Below are 15,314 nucleotides of genomic sequence, written 5' to 3' on the forward strand. Positions count from 1 at the left end.
TATAAAATGGAACTTTAAAGCTCCAAGCGTGATTATTCTGCTCCGACTTCTGCGCCTTCTAAATTGAGGCTCAGCTTGTCGCCTGACGTCTCGTCCTCATCGTCCAATTCTCTCATTTCAATTTCCTGCTCGTCACCGCTAAGAATCTTAACATCCATACCCAGGGACTGCAGTTCTTTGATCAATACCTTGAACGATTCAGGAACACCTGGTTCCGGTACATTTTCACCTTTGACAATGGATTCGTACGTCTTCACGCGACCAACCACGTCATCGGATTTTACGGTCAAAATTTCTTGCAATGTATATGCAGCACCGTAAGCTTCAAGCGCCCACACTTCCATCTCCCCGAAACGCTGTCCACCAAACTGAGCTTTACCACCCAGTGGCTGCTGCGTAACTAGTGAGTAAGGTCCTGTTGAACGGGCGTGAATCTTATCATCAACCATGTGCGCCAGTTTGATCATATGCATGACGCCGACAGTAACTTCACGTTCGAAGCGTTCACCTGTCCGACCATCGTACAATATAGTCTTACCATTACGCTGCATGCCAGCTTCTTCCATCGTATCAAATACGTCATACTCACGCGCTCCGTCGAATACCGGCGTTGCAATGTGAATTCCCAGACGCAATGCGGCCATACCAATATGGACCTCAAGCACCTGTCCGATATTCATACGAGAAGGAACGCCTAGAGGGTTAAGAACAACCTGTACTGGCGTACCGTCCGGAAGGAACGGCATATCTTCTTCTGGCAGGATACGAGCAACGACACCCTTGTTACCGTGACGTCCGGCCATTTTGTCACCTTCAGAAATCTTACGTTTCTGAGCGATGTACACACGAACCAATTGATTTACGCCAGGAGGCAGCTCATCGCCGTTCTCACGTGTAAACACTTTAACGTCAACGATAATACCATCACTACCGTGAGGAACGCGTAAAGAGGTATCCCGCACTTCACGAGCCTTCTCACCAAAGATAGCGTGTAGGAGACGCTCTTCTGCAGTCAATTCAGTTACACCCTTTGGAGTAACCTTACCAACTAGAATGTCACCAGCACTGATTTCCGCACCGATGCGGATAATTCCACGCTCATCAAGATTGCGCAGAGCTTCTTCGCCCACGTTTGGAATATCACGTGTGATTTCTTCAGGTCCCAGTTTAGTGTCACGAGCTTCGGATTCGTATTCCTCGATATGAATCGAAGTGTATACATCTTCCTTAACTAGTTTTTCACTTAACAGGATCGCATCCTCGTAGTTGTAACCTTCCCAAGTCATGAACGCAACGACTACGTTACGACCAAGAGCAAGTTCGCCCATTTCTGTAGAAGGACCGTCCGCCAGGATGTCACCCTTCTTAACAATATCCCCTCTTTTAGCTAGAGGACGCTGGTTAATACAGGTACCTTGGTTAGAACGCATAAATTTGTGTAATTTATATTTAACGATATCACCTTTAACTTCTTTGCCTTCGACAGTCTCAACCCGGCGCAGCCAAATTTCATTAGCTGAAGAACGTTCGATAATACCGTCATACTTAGAAACAACACATACGCCAGAATCCTTAGCGGATTTATGTTCCATCCCTGTTCCGACCAACGGAGCTTTAGGAATTAGAAGCGGAACAGCTTGACGCTGCATGTTAGATCCCATCAGAGCGCGGTTGGAGTCATCGTTCTCAAGGAACGGAATGAGCGCCGTAGCGACGGATACGACCTGTTTAGGCGAAACATCCATGTAATCTACACGATTACTTGGCATTGTTGTAATGTTGTCAGAGTCTTTATTGTAACGAACGATTACCATGTCTTCCTTAAAGGAGCCATCTTCATCGATCAATACGTTAGCCTGAGCAACTACATAATTATCTTCCTCATCCGCAGTCAGATAATCGATTTGTTCAGTTACCTTACCCGTCTTTGGATCTACCCAACGATATGGAGCTTCAATAAAGCCATATTCGTTGATACGAGCAAAGGTGGACAAGGAGTTGATCAATCCAATGTTCGGACCTTCCGGTGTTTCAATTGGACACATCCGGCCGTAGTGACTGTGATGGACGTCACGAACTTCAAAGCCCGCGCGTTCACGTGTCAAACCACCAGGTCCGAGTGCAGACAGACGACGTTTATGCGTAAGTTCCGCAAGTGGGTTCGTCTGGTCCATAAACTGAGACAACTGGGAGCTACCGAAAAACTCTTTAATGGACGCGATAACCGGACGAATATTGATCAGAGCTTGAGGCGTAATAGCATTAGCATCCTGAATCGACATTCTTTCACGCACAACGCGCTCCATACGGGACAAACCGATACGGAACTGATTCTGCAGAAGTTCACCTACAGAACGTAGACGACGGTTACCCAGATGGTCAATATCATCGGTATTACCAATTCCGTGAAGCAAATTAATAAAGTAGCTGATCGAGGATATAATATCAGCTTGAGTAATGTGCTTAACAGACTTGTCGATGTTGCCGTTAGCGATCAGCTTAATAACCCGACCTTCTTCAATTGGCGAGAATACGTCAATTGTTTGAAGAGGAATATCTTCACTGTCCGTAACTCCGCCAGTAACACGGTAGTTTTTAAAGGCAACATTCTTTTCGAAATACGGAATCAATTCATCAAGCAGTCTACGATCGACCATTTGGCCGGATTCTGCCAGAATTTCTCCGGTAGAGTCATCAACCAAAGGTTGAGCAAGACGTTGATTGAAAAGACGGTTCTTAATGTGCAGCTTTTTATTGATTTTGTAACGGCCTACATTAGCTAGGTCGTAGCGTTTTGGATCAAAGAAACGCGCAACCAGCAAACTTCTGGCATTGTCTAGTGTCGGCGGTTCGCCCGGACGGAGTCGCTCATAAATCTCAATAAGCGCCTTCTCCGTGGAGTCCGTGTTGTCTTTATCCAGCGTATTGCGAATATATTCATCATTGCCAAGCAATTCCAGAATTTCGGCATCACTACCGAAACCGAGAGCACGCAAAAGTACGGTAACAGGAATTTTACGAGTCCGATCGATACGAACATACATAATATCCTTAGCGTCGGTCTCAAGTTCCAACCAGGCTCCGCGGTTCGGGATTACTGTGGCGGTGTAGGTTTTTTTGCCGTTCTTATCCACTTTTGTGCTGAAATAGACGCTTGGAGAGCGAACCAACTGGCTGACAATAACCCGTTCTGCACCGTTAATAATAAAAGTGCCGGTCTCCGTCATCAGCGGGAAATCTCCCATGAACACTTCCTGCTCTTTGACCTCACCGGTCTCCTTATTAATGAGCCGCACCTTTACACGCAGAGGAGCCGCATACGTCACGTCCCGCTCTTTAGCGTCGTCAACCGTATATTTCGGTTCACCCAGGCTGTAATCAATGAACTCTAGTACCAAATTACCTGTGAAATCCTGGATCGGCGAGATGTCCTGAAACATTTCCCGCAATCCTTCCTCCAAAAACCAATCATAAGATTTTTGTTGGATCTCGATCAGGTTCGGGACCTCGAGTACCTCGTTAATTCTCGCATAGCTCCGCCGAGTGCGTCGACCATACTGAACAAGATGTCCTGCCAACTTTACTCACCCCTCATGTCTACTCACTTAAAAATTGATTGCGAACCCTTGTTTGGAACCGTATAATGGAACCATACTACAAGGATTCAGTCATAAATAAAAGAAAAGCCCTTATCGAAATCTTCGAAAAAAGAGCGCACTTATCCATGACCAAAATACTCCTTATCCAGTAGATTTGCCCAAAACGTACATATTATACGTCACCAAGCAACAGTTTATGCGCTATTATCTATTACCGCGTAACACTCGCTACGCCAGAGCATAGAGAACCAATTCGCAAAAAACTTGCCGTACGGCTTGCGCTAGCCGGCGACAATATATCGCTTGACATTTTCAGCAAACTAAAGACATGGAGCCTATCTTAATACTGACATTTTATAATAATACCATTATCACTATCACATGTCAATAACCTATTGATTTTTATTTTTGAGCTTTAATAATACGATAACCTTTATCTTTGCCCACTTCTTCTACATTTGAGAACAAGCTTTCAAGTTTAGCTACCGCTGATGGAGCGCCCTGCTTCTTCTGAATAACAATCCACAGAAATCCACTCTCATTTAAATGCTCATAAGCTTCTTCAAAAATCTGATGCACTACAGCTTTTCCTGCACGTATCGGAGGATTGGTAAGAATCACATCGAACTTTTGTTGTTCATTCAATGCGCCGAGCACATCGCTTTCCATTACCGTAACATTCCGGATTCCATTGTGCTGGGCATTTTCACGCGCAAGTTCTACCGCACGACTATTAATATCAATCATCGTAACTTGCCCTTTGGGGGCTAGGTATGCTGCACTTATGCCTATCGGTCCATATCCGCAACCCACATCAAGCACTGCTGAACCGTCCGGAATATCCATAGCTTCAATGAGAACTCGACTACCGTAATCGATGTCTCCTTTAGAGAACACACCCGCATCACTTGTAAAACGAAAGCTTTTGCCTCTTAGAACGGTGTCGATGGTACGTCTGTCATGACGCACTTCCGGTTGCTGCGAATAATAATGTTGCGACATCTCTATCCTCCCTTTCCTTTATGTTAATAGTTTGTATTCACACAACCCTACTAACTCTATCAAGCATAAACGCCTCTGATGTCCTTATAAGGACGGTAAGCTTTCAGCGAGAAATATAAAGATAAAGTATAGTATAAAACTTATACTTTCTTATATTTTTATAAAATAAACCCCTTGAACAAGTTCAAGGGGTTTTCAGTATAGAAGGAATTACTTCACTTCTACAGCTGCGCCTGCTTCTTCCAATTTTGCTTTAGTAGCTTCGGCTTCGTCTTTGCTTACTTTTTCTTTGATTGCTTTTGGTGCGTTGTCTACAAGGTCTTTAGCTTCTTTCAAGCCAAGGCCTGTGATTTCGCGAACGATTTTGATAACGTTGATTTTGGAAGCGCCAGCGCCTGTCAAAATTACGTCAAATTCGGATTGCTCTTCAGCTACTGCTGCTACCGCACCGCCAGCTGCTACTGGAGCTGCTGCTGTTACGCCAAATTCTTCTTCAATTGCTTTAACCAGGTCGTTCAGTTCCAATACGCTCATGCCTTTAATTGCTTCCAAGATTGCTTCTTTACTCATGATTGAACCTCCATTTATAATTTAAATTTGTTTGTGGTATTGATTTATGCTGCAAGAGTCAAAGGCTTACGCGCTTTGTTCTTCTTTTTCAGCAACAGCTTTAACTGCAAGCGCGAAGTTGCGCATTGGAGCTTGAAGTACGCTAAGCAGCATGGACAGCAAACCATCGCGGGATGGAAGCTCAGCCAGTGCTTTCAATTGGTCCGCGTCGATGACACGTCCTTCTACTACGCCGCCTTTCAATTTCAAAGCGTCGTTTTTCTTGGCGAAATCGTTCAAAATTTTAGCTGGAGCTACTGCATCAGTTGTGCTGAATGCGATAGCTGTTGGACCAGTCAAAACTTCATCCAACTCAGTCAACTCAGCCGCAGCAGTTGCGCGACGTAGCAATGTGTTCTTCAGGACTTGAAACTCAACGCCAGCTTCACGAAGTTGCTTACGCAGTTCAGTCACTTGGGAAACGTTCAATCCACGATAGTCCGCTACAACAGTCGAAAGACTGTTTTGCAGTTTCGCAGTAACAACGTCAACCGCATCCTGTTTTGCTTGAATTACTTTTGCATTTGCCAATGTATACACCTCCTGAAAATTTATGTGTCGGCGTCCTTTCCAAGGAAAGCATCACCGCTCCTACGCAGGCATTAGAAAAGCCTCCGCAGAATCACGAAGGCTTGATAAAACGAAAGTTATACGAGCAAGCTCGTTACTTCTTGTTTCTATCACAACACCTCGGTAGGAAATTAAGCACTAAGGCACCTACTGTCTACGGTAAGCATATTCAAGGTTAAGATTGATACCTTAAGTTTCACAACTGTTATAGATTATCAAAATCGACTCAAAGAGTCAACCCTTATTTATCTGAAGACGGTTGTGTTCACACGAGCGCTAGGACCCATTGTGGAAGAAATCGAGATGCCTTTAAGGTATACACCTTTAGCAGCAGCTGGTTTCGCACGGTTCAAAGCGTCGATAAGAGCTTTAAGGTTATCGTTCAATTGTGCAGCATCAAAGGACACTTTGCCGATTGGCGCGTGAATTTGACCTGCTTTGTCAAGACGATATTCGATTTTACCGGCTTTGATTTCTTGCACAGCCTTGGAAACATCGAATGTAACTGTGCCAGCTTTAGGGTTAGGCATAAGACCTTTACCACCAAGCAGACGACCCAGTTTACCGACTTCACTCATCATATCAGGTGTAGCTACGCAGACATCAAATTCAAACCAGCCTTGTTGAATTTTGTTGATCATGTCTTGATCACCAACAAAATCCGCGCCAGCAGCTTCTGCCTCTTTCGCTTTTTCACCTTTTGCAAATACAAGCACGCGTTGTGTTTTACCAGTGCCGTGAGGCAGGACAACAACACCACGAACTGCTTGGTCTTGTTTACGCGGGTCTACACCCAGACGAACTGCTGCTTCAACGGTTTCGTCGAATTTTGCAGTCGCTGCCTTTTTCACAAGCTCTACAGCTTCTGAAGGCTCGTAAGTTGCTTCGCTGTTGATCAGCTTAGCAGCTTCTTGGTATTTCTTACCATGTTTAGCCATGAAAATGTTCCTCCTTTGTGGTGTTAGCGGAAATTCCTCCCACATACTTGCGGGTCACGAATGACCGATTCTTCGAAAACTACTAGTCTTCGATTGTGATGCCCATACTGCGAGCAGTACCTTCAACCATACGCATTGCAGCTTCTACAGATGCAGCGTTAAGGTCAGGCATTTTTGTTTCAGCAATTTCACGAACCGCAGCGCGGCCGATTTTTGCTACTTTTTTCTTGTTTGGTTCGCCGGATCCTTTTTCTACTTTAGCAGCGATGCGAAGCAGAACAGCAGCCGGAGGAGTTTTAGTGATGAACGTAAAGGAACGGTCTTCAAATACTGTAATTTCAACCGGAATGATCAAGCCAGCCTGGTCGGCAGTACGAGCATTAAATTCCTTACAGAATGCCATGATGTTGACACCTGCTTGACCTAACGCCGGACCTACTGGAGGCGCTGGATTCGCTTTCCCTGCAGGAATCTGCAGTTTCACCATTTTAATAACTTTTTTAGCCATGAGTGACACCTCCTTGCAAAAATAGTGGTCTTCGAACGCCATTGGCGCTCTCCCACAAGAAACCCTTAGCTTATGTTATATTTTCTCCACTTGAGTGAAATCCAACTCTAGCGGGGTTTCCCGTCCAAACATGTTCACATGCACTTTGATCTTGCTCTTGTCAGCCAAAATTTCTTCCACGGATCCAACAAAATTCGCAAACGGACCAACCATAATACGTACGGATTCCTTGATTTCGAAATCAATCTTCGCTTTAGGTTCAACCATGCCCATATGCTTCAGAATTTGTTCTACCTCTTCCGGAAGCAAAGCTGTTGGTTTAGACCCTGAGCCTGTCGAACCAACAAATCCAGTAACGCCCGGAGTATTGCGGACAACATACCAGGAATCATCAGTCTGAACCATTTCCACCAAAACATAACCCGGGTAAACTTTACGCATAACGGTTTTTTTCTTACCGTCTTTGTTTACAATTTCTTCTTCCATAGGAACAAGAACGCGGAATATTTTGTCTTCCATGCCCATGGACTCAACGCGCTTTTCCAAATTGGCTTTGACCTTATTCTCATACCCAGAATAGGTATGAACGACATACCATCTTTTTTCCATATCAAGCCACCTGGGACCTCTCTAAATAATCGCTTCAATCACAGCGGAAATACCGATGTCCAGAACCCAGAAGTAAATAGCGACAACTACAATTGTACCGAGAACGATCAATGTATAGTTGGTCAATTCTTTACGACTTGGCCAGCGAACTTTTTTGAGTTCACTCCAGCTCTCAGTGAAAAAGGAAAACATAGACTTGAAACTACGTTTCATGCCGACTACACCTCCACAGACTATCTGGTTTCGCGATGAGGAGTTTGCGAGTTACAATACTTGCAAAATTTCTTCATCTCCATGCGGTCGGGGTGATTTCGCTTGTTTTTGGTAGTCGCATAGTTTCTTTGTTTGCAACTTGTACAAGCCAAAGTGATAATTACCCGCATGATGTGCACCTCCCGAGACGTCCTTCTAACAATACAATTAGAAGACGTAAATATTGATCCTAAAAAAAGCCGCGAATTTAGGCCTACCTAAAACACTTTAGCATAATGTCAAGGTCTGTGTCAACGAAAGAATTCCGTTCTGCACTGGGTAATTTCGGGTGTTATAGTCATATGGCCGTACCCTGTCCTTGGGTCTATCTCTTCCTCACACTTCGCTGTCTTCCTTATCATTATGGGGCATTCCGACTGTGTATAAACCTACCCTCAACGGCAACAACTAAAATCGACTCAAATAGAATTTTATGGTGTTAGCTCCTAATTCTATCTAAGCAATTTCATGAGACTAAAAAAAGAACTCGATGTACGAGCCCTCTTGTGTTCATTATATCATTAATTGTCACGCACTTCTAGATATCTTTCTAATTTCCGCTTTACTCGTTGTAAAGCGTTGTCAATGGATTTCACATGTCGCTTAAGATCTTCAGCAATTTCCTGATAAGATCGTCCGTCTAAATACAACATCAGAACCTTACGCTCTAGGTCACTTAAAATCTCTGCCATCTTATCTTCAAGTCCAATGAATTCTTCTTGATTGATAATTAGCTCTTCTGGATCTAGTACCTGAGTTCCACAAATGACATCCATAAGCGTCCGGTCGGAATCTTCATCATAAATGGGCTTGTCCAGAGAAACATAAGAATTAAGCGGAATATGCTTCTGACGAGTGGCCGTCTTAATAGCGGTTATAATCTGACGTGTTATGCAGAGCTCAGCAAAAGCCTTGAATGAAGAGAGCTTGTCACCTTTAAAGTCACGAATAGCCTTATATAGACCAATCATTCCTTCTTGAACAATATCTTCACGATCTGCCCCGATCAAGAAATAAGAGCGGGCTTTAGCACGTACAAAATTACGGTATTTATTAATTAAGTGTTCCAATGCGCCACTGTCGCCACCACGGAAAGCCTCGACAATATCTTCATCACTTATGAAATCATACTCGGACAGCATTATTTCCTTGAGGTCGACACTCACCAAGAATCCCCCCGGCTGCAACGCAAGACACATCGTTACTTCGCGAAATATAGGATCAGTATATATTATGTTACCTTACACCGTCAACCGGATTTGTCCAAAATCAATCTGCAATAGCATAAAATGGAATAAAAATATCACCTAAATCTTCCCACTTGTCACTGCCTACGCCATTTTTCCAATTTACTACGCACATCAGGAGGCAGCTTATCTTCTAAGGAATGACGTGTAGAACTGATGCTACCAGGTTCAATAGCTTTTTTAACTTGCTTCTGGTTCTCCTCAATTTCCAGGTGTAGCTCCCTTGCAGAAATTCGCAATGCACCTTGAGCAAAAATAATATGCTGCTCTATAAGATCACTAGTAGCTACATAGATCTGCCGGCGCCGATTGCTAAATTCCCCAACCAGTCGCTCAATGCATTCATCTGCGGTTTCTTTTTCCTTGGTGAAATACACCTGAACCTTACCCTGGACAAATGACCTTCCTAACCCTGGAACACGGTATGCATCAAAAACTGCAATCACTCTTCGTCCTGAGTAAGCTTGGTAATCCGCCAGCAAATCCATTAAGCGGTCGCGTGCTTCCTGCATACCAATCTGGGACAGTGCCGCAAGTTCCGGCCAGCCACCGATCATATTGTACCCGTCCACAAGCAGCACATCGCGCCAGTCGGCCATAGTTATCCCTGCTGTTGCCGAAGGCGTACCACTTCATACATAATGACTCCTGCGGCGACAGAGGCATTTAATGAATTGATTTTTCCGGCCATCGGCAGCTTAAGTAATACATCACATTTTTCACGAATCAAGCGTCCCATTCCTTTATTCTCATTACCGATTACAACAGCTACCGGTCCTGTGAAAATATTGGATCCAAACAGATTCTGATCTGTATCCACATCCGTACCTACTACCCAGACTCCCTGCTCTTTCAGACGATCAATGGTCTGACCTAGGTTAGTGACCCGCGCAACCGGAACATATTCCACGGCACCTGCTGATGTTTTGGAGACGGTAGCAGTAATCTGAGCCGAACGGCGTTTAGGTACGATTACTCCATGCACTCCAGTACAATCTGCTGTCCGCAGAATGGATCCCAGGTTATGCGGATCTTCAATCTCATCCAGTAAAATCAAGAATGCAGGCTCTCCTTTGGCTTCAGCTGCAGCCAGCAGATCATCTACCTCGACATAGGCAAAAGGTGCCGCTTGAGCAACTACCCCCTGATGTTGAACTCCAGGCGCAAGTTGATCCAGCTTACGCTTGTCCACATGCTGAATAACAATCCCCGCTTTACGTGCTTCAGCGACGATTGGTGCGGTCAGATGCTTCTGGGCCGTTTCTGCAATCCATATTTTATTTAAGGTACGACCCGCACGAAGCGCCTCAAGCACTGAATGCTTCCCAGCCAATATTTCCTCTTCTGTCTTCAAATCTTCTTCCATGTTCACTTCTCCTATTCTCTATTTCGCAAAAGCCTTATCAAGGCTGTTTCAACATAAACTGTATGCCACTGTTCACAATTTCTTGTATTCTCTCCTGTTGACCTGTGTAGTATAAGTAACCTATCAGACACTCAAAAGCAGTAGCATGACGGTATTCAAGCACATCTGCATTCTTAGGAATACTTCCCGATTTAGCATTTCTCCCCTGACGGGCGACATCTTTTTCCTCTTCTGTGAGACTTGACTCCAAAAATCCAAGTATTGCACTCTGCGCCTTAGCGGATACAAGCCCTGTAGCAGAGCGATGCAAATGGTTTGGGCGCAAATTCGGAAGAGATACTAAATACTGGCGAACTGACACTTCGTAAATGGCATCTCCTACATAGGCAAGCACAATTGGCGAGAGGAGTCGCGCAGGTTTGGAAGGCTCGTAAGGAAACCACCCGTTCTGAAACTTGCGTTCCTCACTCATTTACGCCGCCACCGCATTCCTTGCGGAGTATCCTCAAGCAATATGCCCAAGCGCCCTAATTCATCACGAATCTCATCGGACCGGCTCCAATTCTTATTCTTACGCGCTTCAACCCGCTCCGCGATCAATCTTTCAACTTCTTCACTCGCGATCTCTTCTTCTTCATGCTCAGGTGTCAAACGCAGCACAGCATTCATTTCCCCAAAAGCTTGCAGCAGCGCAGCAAAATCAGCAGGGGCTGCTTCACTATTCGCAAGGGTATGGTTGGCAAGACTCACCCAATCAAACATAGCGGTAATCGCATCTGGGGTATTAAAGTCATCCTGCATTCTAGCATGAAAATTGGCCACAATAGCAGATAACTTATCATTAATCTCTAAGCTGACCTCACCCTGAGCACCTTCAGCAGCAAGTTCAAGACGATGCTTAACGTTACTTTCTGCAAGTGAGATACGTTCTACGCTCTTTTCAGCTGAAGTCATTGAATCCACCGAGAAGTTCAACGGATTACGATAATGGGTCGATAGCATGAAATAACGAATAGTCCCAGCTTTAAATTGCCCACGGATATCTTTCACAAGCCAACCGTTACCCAATGATTTCGACATTTTTTCATCACCGATGTTGATAAATCCATTGTGCATCCAGTAATTAGAGAGTGGCTTACCCGTCAGAGCTTCTGTCTGAGCGCATTCGCATTCATGATGCGGGAACTGCAAATCTTGTCCACCCCCGTGGATGTCCATCGTATCCCCCAAGAACTCTCTTGCCATGGCCGAGCATTCAATATGCCAGCCAGGGCGTCCATTTCCCCATGGGCTCTGCCAGTACACTTCACCTGGTTTTGCTGCTTTCCACAGCACAAAGTCCTCAGGTTTCTCTTTCCGTGAGTCTACCTCCACGCGAATACCAAACTGCAATTCATCTAGGTTCTGACGGGACAGCTTACCATAGTCTACAAATTTGGATGTACGGTAGTAAACATCGCCACCACTCTCGTAGGCATATCCTTTTTCCTCAAGCTCTTTAATGAATTCAATGATCAGCTCCATGCTTTCTGTTACCCGCGGATTCAGTGTTGCCGGCTTTACTCCAAGCCCTTCAAGATCCTCACGATAAGCATTAATGAAAATCTCAGCAACCTCAGCTACTGAGGTGTTCATTTCTTCTGCTTTGCGTATCAGTTTATCATCTACATCTGTGAAGTTCGTAACATACCGTACCTCATTACCGAGTTGCTCCAAATAATTCCGGACCATATCAAAGACAATAATAGGCCTAGCATTTCCGATATGCATATATCCGTAAACGGTTGGACCACATACATACATTTTCACCTTGCCCGACTCTTGAGGCACAAACTGCTCCTTGCTGCGTGTCATTGTGTTGTAAATTTGTAAAGCCATCCTATTCCAACCCTTTCTTTTGTCCCGATTCCTTAAGTACCGGATATGCTTAAATTTCGTAATCACCAATGTACTGCTGAGTTTCGACTAGCCGCTGCGCGGTCTTTTGCTTATCTTCTCCGCCAAGCTTCTCTCTGATCTCTTCGATCTCTTTTTGCAGAAAGCGAAGTGAATCTACAAGCGGGTCTGGCATCTTGGTATGATCCAAGCGATCGGATACACGTTCACCGTTACGTTTTACTACACGGCCCGGATTTCCTACTACCGTACTATTATTTGGGACTTCACGCAGTACAACCGCATTCGAACCTATATTTGAATTGTCACCGATACGAAACGATCCTAATACCTTCGCACCAGAACCAATAACTACATTGTTGCCAACTGTGGGATGGCGCTTACCTTTTTCTTTCCCTGTCCCCCCGAGTGTAACCCCTTGATAGATAATAACATCATCACCGATTTCACAGGTTTCTCCAATAACAATCCCCATACCATGGTCGATAAACAGCCTATTTCCGATGACAGCTCCGGGATGGATTTCAACACCGGTCATAAATCTACTAAACTGTGAGACCATACGGGCCATTGTATACCAGCGGCGTTTGAAAAAAGAATGGGCAATCCGGTGACCCCAAATGGCGTGCAACCCTGCATATGTGAAGACAACCTCGAACCAGCTGCGGGCTGCGGGATCGTTATCAAATACCGCCCGAATGTCCGACTTAATATGCTTAAACATCACGGTTCCTCTCTTCTTGACTCCCCCATCTCCTGTTTACAGGTACACAAGGAAGGTATTGTCTCCAATCCATCATTCTTATCATACATATGCTGTGGGTGTTTGCTTGGTTTGTTATATTAGAAAAGATACCCCGAAACAAAAAAAGCCCCTGCAGCATAAAGCTGCAGAGACGTTTAACCGCGGTTCCACTCTGCTTGAACGAATCAAACAGACTGCTGTTGTTACCATCGGCAGAGTTCCTTCGTTCCACTTGGCATCATTAACGGCGATGTACCCGGCGCGATCTAACGAACCTTTAGGATCGTTCAACCGTGCAGCTCACAGGCGCATGTTCTGCCCCGGACAAATGAATAACTCCCAGCCCGAAAGGGTATCCCTTTCTCGGTTATTCTCTCTGGCAATTGCCTTTATGGACGTACTTCTCCTGATCACAGCTATTATCATATGGTTCTATCTTAGCGTAAACGCTAAGGGACTGACAAGAGGCTTAATGATAAGTAATACTACCTTAAGCTCCTTTAATTTGTGATTTCAAACGTTCGATGACACGGTTTTGGCCGAGCAAAGCAATCGTTATATTAAGATCACGTCCGTGCGTTTGTCCGGTTAAAGCCACACGTATCGGCATAAAGAGCGCTTTGCCTTTGTGCCCTGTTTCTTTCTGCACTTCCTTGATCAGTACAGCCATATTACTAGCGCTGAAATCCTGACAAGCTTCAACCTTAGCTAGAAAAGCAGACAAAACTTCAGGCACTTGGCTTTCCGCCAGAACCTGCGCCGCTTCTGTTTCTAACTCCAGATGGCTGCGGAAGAATAGTTCAGATAGCTCTACGATATCGGAGGCAGAGGTCATCTGCTCTTGATACAGTGCTACAAGGCTTTCTGCCCATGCCTGCTGCTCATCATTCAGCTCAGCCGGTATTTTTCCCGCTTTTTGCAGATGTGGAATCGCTAATGCCGAGATCCGTTTAGGATCAGCATGCTTAATATAGTGATTATTTAGATGCGCCAGCTTGTGCTTATCGAATACAGCCGGACTTTTGGACAAACGGTCCGCATCAAAAATAGAAATAAGTTCTTCTTTACTGAAGATCTCCTCTTCTCCCTCTGGCGACCAGCCCAGTAGAGAAATGAAGTTAACCAAAGCCTCAGGCAAGTAACCCAATTCATCATATTGCTCAATAAATGTAATTACAGATTGATCCCGCTTGCTAAGCTTCTTATGGTTGTCACCCACAATCAGTGTCATATGACCAAATATTGGGGGTTTCCAACCAAGAGCCTCATAGATCATAAGCTGACGTGGTGTGTTGGAAATATGATCTTCCCCACGTAGTACATGGGTGATAGCCATCAAATAATCATCAACAGCTACCGCAAAGTTATAGGTCGGAATTCCGTCCTTCTTCACGATAACAAAATCACCCATTTCTTTCGTATCAAAAGAAATAGTACCTTTTACGATATCATCGAACGTGTACGTACGATCTTCTGGTACACGGAAGCGAATGCTAGCTACTCGTCCCTCAGCTTCAAAGGCAAGGCGTTGTTCTTCCGTCAAATCACGGTGTTTGCCGGAATATCGAGGGGTTTCTCCACGTGCAGTCTGTTCTTCACGTTCTGCTTCCAGTTCTTCCTCTGTGCAGTAGCAGCGGTAAGCCAAACCTTTATCCAGCAAATCCTGCCAATATACACGATATAGGTCAAGACGTTCAGTCTGGCGGTAAGGTCCGTACTCTCCGCCAACATCAACACTCTCATCCCAATCCATGCCTAGCCATTTCAAATACTTAAGCTGGCTCTCTTCGCCGCCTGCGACATTGCGCTTCACGTCTGTATCTTCAATTCTGATGATGAACTTACCGCCTTGATTACGGGCGAACAGATAGTTAAACAGCGCCGTTCTGGCGTTACCTATATGTAAATGTCCCGTAGGGCTCGGTGCATAACGCACCCGGACTTGATCCGTCATTATATTCCCTCCGCTTCAT

General features: G+C 44.9%; 16 protein-coding genes and 1 other annotated feature. All 16 genes read right to left on the reverse strand.

The features are described from left to right. Positions 1 to 32: 32 nt before the first annotated feature. The 16 genes from rpoB to gltX all read right to left on the reverse strand — a co-directional run bounded on the left by rpoB (position 33) and on the right by gltX (position 15,295). Complete coding sequence (rpoB, locus tag ACN6KS_RS27560; protein WP_094871867.1) at positions 33 to 3,578, reverse strand: DNA-directed RNA polymerase subunit beta; 3,546 nt, start codon at positions 3,576 to 3,578, stop codon at positions 33 to 35. A 423-nt stretch (positions 3,579 to 4,001) separates the two neighbouring features. Beyond that, a complete protein-coding gene (locus ACN6KS_RS27565) occupies positions 4,002 to 4,601 on the reverse strand; it encodes a class I SAM-dependent methyltransferase (RefSeq protein WP_094871866.1) in 600 nt (199 codons plus the stop codon). Positions 4,602 to 4,811: 210 nt separating this feature from the next. Then, a complete protein-coding gene (gene rplL / locus ACN6KS_RS27570; protein ID WP_036680508.1) occupies positions 4,812 to 5,171 on the reverse strand; it encodes a 50S ribosomal protein L7/L12 in 360 nt (119 codons plus the stop codon). 66 nt (positions 5,172 to 5,237) lie between these two features. After that, entirely contained in the window at positions 5,238 to 5,741 is a 504-nt protein-coding gene (gene rplJ, locus ACN6KS_RS27575) for a 50S ribosomal protein L10 (RefSeq protein WP_042192187.1), read from the reverse strand. A 64-nt stretch (positions 5,742 to 5,805) separates the two neighbouring features. Next, positions 5,806 to 5,958: a sequence feature (ribosomal protein L10 leader region), on the reverse strand. A 67-nt stretch (positions 5,959 to 6,025) separates the two neighbouring features. Beyond that, on the reverse strand, positions 6,026 to 6,718 hold the full coding sequence (gene rplA / locus ACN6KS_RS27580) for a 50S ribosomal protein L1 (RefSeq protein ID WP_036680504.1): 693 nt from the start codon (positions 6,716 to 6,718) through the stop codon (positions 6,026 to 6,028). An 82-nt stretch (positions 6,719 to 6,800) separates the two neighbouring features. Next, the gene (gene rplK / locus ACN6KS_RS27585; RefSeq protein WP_042131235.1) at positions 6,801 to 7,226 is read right to left on the reverse strand and encodes a 50S ribosomal protein L11; all 426 of its coding nucleotides are present in this window, start codon (positions 7,224 to 7,226) and stop codon (positions 6,801 to 6,803) included. A 75-nt stretch (positions 7,227 to 7,301) separates the two neighbouring features. Next, on the reverse strand, positions 7,302 to 7,835 hold the full coding sequence (nusG, locus tag ACN6KS_RS27590; RefSeq protein WP_036680499.1) for a transcription termination/antitermination protein NusG: 534 nt from the start codon (positions 7,833 to 7,835) through the stop codon (positions 7,302 to 7,304). Between the two features lie 21 nt (positions 7,836 to 7,856). Then, positions 7,857 to 8,048: a preprotein translocase subunit SecE gene (gene secE, locus ACN6KS_RS27595; protein WP_036680497.1), complete on the reverse strand. Its 192-nt coding sequence runs from the start codon at positions 8,046 to 8,048 to the stop codon at positions 7,857 to 7,859. Positions 8,049 to 8,068: 20 nt separating this feature from the next. Beyond that, complete coding sequence (rpmG, locus tag ACN6KS_RS27600; protein WP_076099620.1) at positions 8,069 to 8,218, reverse strand: 50S ribosomal protein L33; 150 nt, start codon at positions 8,216 to 8,218, stop codon at positions 8,069 to 8,071. Between the two features lie 390 nt (positions 8,219 to 8,608). Continuing rightward, positions 8,609 to 9,253 carry an RNA polymerase sporulation sigma factor SigH gene (gene sigH, locus ACN6KS_RS27605; protein ID WP_036680496.1) on the reverse strand — a complete coding sequence of 215 codons (645 nt, stop codon included), beginning with the start codon at positions 9,251 to 9,253 and terminating at the stop codon, positions 8,609 to 8,611. 158 nt (positions 9,254 to 9,411) lie between these two features. Next, complete coding sequence (locus ACN6KS_RS27610; protein ID WP_094871865.1) at positions 9,412 to 9,933, reverse strand: NYN domain-containing protein; 522 nt, start codon at positions 9,931 to 9,933, stop codon at positions 9,412 to 9,414. A 2-nt stretch (positions 9,934 to 9,935) separates the two neighbouring features. After that, the gene (gene rlmB, locus ACN6KS_RS27615) at positions 9,936 to 10,700 is read right to left on the reverse strand and encodes a 23S rRNA (guanosine(2251)-2'-O)-methyltransferase RlmB (RefSeq protein WP_042131237.1); all 765 of its coding nucleotides are present in this window, start codon (positions 10,698 to 10,700) and stop codon (positions 9,936 to 9,938) included. A gap of 37 nt (positions 10,701 to 10,737) precedes the next feature. Then, a complete protein-coding gene (locus tag ACN6KS_RS27620) occupies positions 10,738 to 11,172 on the reverse strand; it encodes a Mini-ribonuclease 3 (protein ID WP_094871864.1) in 435 nt (144 codons plus the stop codon). Beyond that, positions 11,169 to 12,578, reverse strand: a complete 1,410-nt coding sequence (gene cysS, locus ACN6KS_RS27625; protein ID WP_440960883.1) for a cysteine--tRNA ligase — start codon at positions 12,576 to 12,578, stop codon at positions 11,169 to 11,171. Before cysS ends, ACN6KS_RS27620 begins: the two co-directional genes overlap by 4 nt. A gap of 49 nt (positions 12,579 to 12,627) precedes the next feature. Beyond that, on the reverse strand, positions 12,628 to 13,320 hold the full coding sequence (cysE, locus tag ACN6KS_RS27630) for a serine O-acetyltransferase (protein WP_094871863.1): 693 nt from the start codon (positions 13,318 to 13,320) through the stop codon (positions 12,628 to 12,630). A 511-nt stretch (positions 13,321 to 13,831) separates the two neighbouring features. Then, entirely contained in the window at positions 13,832 to 15,295 is a 1,464-nt protein-coding gene (gene gltX, locus ACN6KS_RS27635) for a glutamate--tRNA ligase (protein ID WP_094877208.1), read from the reverse strand. Positions 15,296 to 15,314 lie beyond the last annotated feature (19 nt).

The organism is Paenibacillus nitricinens (assembly GCF_052056485.1).
GTDB classification, from domain to species: domain Bacteria; phylum Bacillota; class Bacilli; order Paenibacillales; family Paenibacillaceae; genus Paenibacillus_AQ; species Paenibacillus_AQ nitricinens.

Coding starts and splice junctions, on each gene's coding strand:
- ACN6KS_RS27565 (WP_094871866.1), bottom strand. CDS start 4,601: ATGTCGCAACATTATTATTCGCAGCAACCGGAAGTGCGTCATGACAGA.
- rplL (WP_036680508.1), bottom strand. CDS start 5,171: ATGAGTAAAGAAGCAATCTTGGAAGCAATTAAAGGCATGAGCGTATTG.
- rplA (WP_036680504.1), bottom strand. CDS start 6,718: ATGGCTAAACATGGTAAGAAATACCAAGAAGCTGCTAAGCTGATCAAC.
- rplK (WP_042131235.1), bottom strand. CDS start 7,226: ATGGCTAAAAAAGTTATTAAAATGGTGAAACTGCAGATTCCTGCAGGG.
- nusG (WP_036680499.1), bottom strand. CDS start 7,835: ATGGAAAAAAGATGGTATGTCGTTCATACCTATTCTGGGTATGAGAAT.
- secE (WP_036680497.1), bottom strand. CDS start 8,048: ATGAAACGTAGTTTCAAGTCTATGTTTTCCTTTTTCACTGAGAGCTGG.
- rpmG (WP_076099620.1), bottom strand. CDS start 8,218: ATGCGGGTAATTATCACTTTGGCTTGTACAAGTTGCAAACAAAGAAAC.
- ACN6KS_RS27610 (WP_094871865.1), bottom strand. CDS start 9,933: ATGGCCGACTGGCGCGATGTGCTGCTTGTGGACGGGTACAATATGATC.
- rlmB (WP_042131237.1), bottom strand. CDS start 10,700: ATGGAAGAAGATTTGAAGACAGAAGAGGAAATATTGGCTGGGAAGCAT.
- ACN6KS_RS27620 (WP_094871864.1), bottom strand. CDS start 11,172: ATGAGTGAGGAACGCAAGTTTCAGAACGGGTGGTTTCCTTACGAGCCT.
- cysS (WP_440960883.1), bottom strand. CDS start 12,578: ATGGCTTTACAAATTTACAACACAATGACACGCAGCAAGGAGCAGTTT.
- cysE (WP_094871863.1), bottom strand. CDS start 13,320: ATGTTTAAGCATATTAAGTCGGACATTCGGGCGGTATTTGATAACGAT.
- gltX (WP_094877208.1), bottom strand. CDS start 15,295: ATGACGGATCAAGTCCGGGTGCGTTATGCACCGAGCCCTACGGGACAT.